4 protein-coding genes are annotated in these 2,864 nt (G+C 60.9%); all 4 read right to left on the reverse strand.

Annotation, left to right across the window (positions count from 1 at the left end; translation table 11 throughout):
• Positions 1 to 53 precede the first annotated feature (53 nt).
• The 4 genes from OC610_RS24735 to purE all read right to left on the reverse strand — a co-directional run bounded on the left by OC610_RS24735 (position 54) and on the right by purE (position 2,614).
• Complete coding sequence (locus tag OC610_RS24735; protein WP_109756521.1) at positions 54 to 590, reverse strand: DUF3299 domain-containing protein; 537 nt, start codon at positions 588 to 590, stop codon at positions 54 to 56.
• Between the two features lie 87 nt (positions 591 to 677).
• Complete coding sequence (locus tag OC610_RS24740; RefSeq protein WP_003187057.1) at positions 678 to 923, reverse strand: GlsB/YeaQ/YmgE family stress response membrane protein; 246 nt, start codon at positions 921 to 923, stop codon at positions 678 to 680.
• Positions 924 to 1,024: 101 nt separating this feature from the next.
• Positions 1,025 to 2,110 (reverse strand): 5-(carboxyamino)imidazole ribonucleotide synthase, encoded by a 1,086-nt coding sequence (locus tag OC610_RS24745; RefSeq protein ID WP_181288301.1) that lies wholly within the window; start codon positions 2,108 to 2,110, stop codon positions 1,025 to 1,027.
• A 12-nt stretch (positions 2,111 to 2,122) separates the two neighbouring features.
• The gene (purE, locus tag OC610_RS24750) at positions 2,123 to 2,614 is read right to left on the reverse strand and encodes a 5-(carboxyamino)imidazole ribonucleotide mutase (RefSeq protein WP_003196369.1); all 492 of its coding nucleotides are present in this window, start codon (positions 2,612 to 2,614) and stop codon (positions 2,123 to 2,125) included.
• Positions 2,615 to 2,864 lie beyond the last annotated feature (250 nt).

Here is a 2,864-nt window from a genome sequence, read left to right on the forward strand (position 1 = left end):
ATCGCGAGCAAGCTCGCTCCCACATTGGGATTTATGTCAGGCCAACCAGCTGGTTACAAATCCGCCTCCTGCACCACCCTCACCTTCTCCGCATCCAACGCATACGCCGCGCTCGCGAGATCGTTGTCGACCTTCTCGATCTTCAACGTACCGGTAACCCACAGCGGGGTGTAGATGTCGTCCAGTTTCAGGCCCTTGGGATAGCGCACCAGCACCAGTTGATTAGGCGGCGGTGGCGGGACGTGGATGCAGGCACCCGGGTAAGGCACCAGGAAGAACAGCGTGCTGCGGCCCTTGGCATCGCTTTCCAGGGGGACCGGATAGCCACCGATGCGAATGTGCTTGTCGTTCATCGACGCCACGGTCTTGGTCGAATACATCACCGCCGGCAAGCCTTTGCTTTGCTTCAAGCCACCTTTTTCGGTAAAGGTGCCGTTGGCTTCGGGGGAGTTGTGATCGATTTCGGGCATGGCCTCAAGGGCTTTCTGGTCCGACTTGGGCATCAGTTCGAGCCAGTCGGTTTCCGGCAGCTCGGCGGCGTGGGCCAGGCCACTGCCCAGCAAAAGAAGGGTCAACACTAGACGGCGCATGAAAGGGCTCGGCAATGAGTGAAATGAAAACGCCGGGCAGTTTAGCCCTCTCCGCGCGCCGCGCAGAGAGGGCTTGATCAAGTTTAATCAGTTTCTTTTGATCAGGCCGTAGATCACCAGCAGCACAATCGCGCCCACCAGGGCACCGATAAAGCCTGCGCCTTGGCCGGCCTGGTAGATGCCCAGGGCCTGGCCGCCATAAGTGGCTGCCAACGAACCGCCAATACCGAGCAGGATGGTCATGATCCAGCCCATGCTGTCATCGCCAGGCTTCAGGAAGCGCGCGAGCAGGCCAACGATCAAGCCGATAAAAATGGTTCCGATGATTCCCATTGCATTTCCCTCTGATTAGACGCAAAGCCAAAACCTGGTCAGGTTTTGGCACTTAGCCATGAGAGAGGTTAGCCGATGAATGGTTCCACCGCAGGTGCAGACTATTGTTCGGCGATCAGCGTCTCGACCTTGATGATCTGCTGGGCCAGGGTGTCCCGATCGGCGCAACGCAGGTTGGCGTGACCGACCTTGCGCCCGGCTTTGAAGGCCTTGCCATAGTGGTGCAGGTGGCAGTCGGCAATCGCCAGGACTTTCTCGGTGTGCGGTACTTTGCCGATGAAGTTCAGCATCGCGCTTTCACCGACCTTGGCGGTCGAACCCAACGGCAGCCCGGCCACCGCCCGCAGGTGGTTTTCGAACTGGCTGCACTCGGCGCCTTCGGTGGTCCAGTGTCCGGAGTTATGGACGCGCGGGGCGATTTCGTTGGCCTTGAGGCCGCCATCCACTTCGAAGAACTCGAACGCCATGACGCCGACGTAATCGAGCTGCTTGAGCACCCGGCTGGAGTAGTCTTCGGCCAGGGCTTGCAGCGGATGGTCAGTGCTGGCGACGGACAGCTTGAGAATGCCGTCCTTGTGGGTGTTGTGCACCAGCGGGTAGAAGCGGATTTCACCGTCGCGGGCGCGCACGGCAATCAGCGAGACTTCACCGGTGAACGGTACGAAACCTTCCAGCAGGCAACCGACACTGCCCAGCTCGGCAAAGGTGCCGGCGACGTCTTCGGGGTTGCGCAAGACCTTCTGGCCCTTGCCGTCGTAACCCAGGGTGCGGGTCTTGAGCACGGCCGGCAGGCCGATGGCCGCGACAGCGGCTTCAAGGTCAGCCTGGGATTGGATGTCGGCGAAGGCCGGCGTCGGAATGCCCAGGTCCTTGAACATGTTCTTTTCGAACCAGCGGTCGCGGGCGATGCGCAGGGCTTCGGCGCTCGGGTAGACCGGGACGAACTGGGACAGGAAGGCAACGGTTTCGGCCGGGACGCTTTCGAATTCGAAGGTCACCAGGTCGACTTCATCGGCCAACTGGCGCAGGTGATCCTGATCGCCGTAGTCGGCCCGAAGGTGTTCACCCAAGGCAGCGGCACAGGCGTCCGGCGCCGGGTCCAGGAAAGCGAAGTTCATCCCCAGCGGGGTTCCCGCCAGGGCCAACATGCGACCCAACTGGCCGCCACCGATTACACCGATCTTCATTCGTCAACAACCTCAGGCAATGCGTGGGTCTGGATTGTCCAGGACGCTGTCTGTCTGCTCAGCGCGGAATTTTTTCAGCACGGTATGAAACTGTGGGTGCTTGGCGCCCAGGATACTCGCCGACAGCAGGGCCGCGTTGATCGCGCCGGCCTTGCCGATGGCCAGGGTCGCGACCGGGATGCCGGCCGGCATCTGCACGATCGACAGCAGCGAATCGACACCCGAGAGCATCGAGGATTGCACCGGCACACCCAACACCGGCAGGTGGGTCTTGGCCGCACACATGCCTGGCAGGTGGGCCGCGCCACCGGCACCGGCGATGATCACTTCGATGCCGCGCGCCTCGGCTTCTTCGGCGTACTGGAACAGCAGGTCCGGGGTACGGTGGGCGGACACCACTTTCACCTCGTAAGGGATGCCGAGCTTTTCCAGCATATCGGCGGTGTGGCTAAGGGTGGACCAATCGGACTTGGAGCCCATGATCACGCCAACCAGTGCACTCATCGTCGTGCCTCTTCTCTCTGGGCGCCCTCGGGCGCGTCAAAAAACAACAAGCCACGCAGGAAACCGGCGTGGCTTGTTGTACGAATGATGGCCGGGTGAACCGACCGAAGGCCGGGCAGTATACCGAAAATGACGAATTAAACGCACTTTCGCCGACCATCTGTCATTTGCGCTGGAGCAGCGGTTTTATTGACTCGCAGGTCAGCAGAAAAATGCCTCAGATCCCTGTGGGAGCGAGCTTGCTCGCGAT

Origin of the sequence: Pseudomonas agronomica (genome assembly GCF_025917275.1) — a bacterium.
Classification (GTDB): domain Bacteria; phylum Pseudomonadota; class Gammaproteobacteria; order Pseudomonadales; family Pseudomonadaceae; genus Aquipseudomonas; species Aquipseudomonas agronomica.

What these genes read in the sequence shown, in the direction of transcription:
- OC610_RS24735 (WP_109756521.1), bottom strand. Translation starts at nt 590, where the DNA reads ATGCGCCGTCTAGTGTTGACCCTTCTTTTGCTGGGCAGTGGCCTGGCC.
- OC610_RS24740 (WP_003187057.1), bottom strand. Translation starts at nt 923, where the DNA reads ATGGGAATCATCGGAACCATTTTTATCGGCTTGATCGTTGGCCTGCTC.
- OC610_RS24745 (WP_181288301.1), bottom strand. Translation starts at nt 2,110, where the DNA reads ATGAAGATCGGTGTAATCGGTGGCGGCCAGTTGGGTCGCATGTTGGCC.
- purE (WP_003196369.1), bottom strand. Translation starts at nt 2,614, where the DNA reads ATGAGTGCACTGGTTGGCGTGATCATGGGCTCCAAGTCCGATTGGTCC.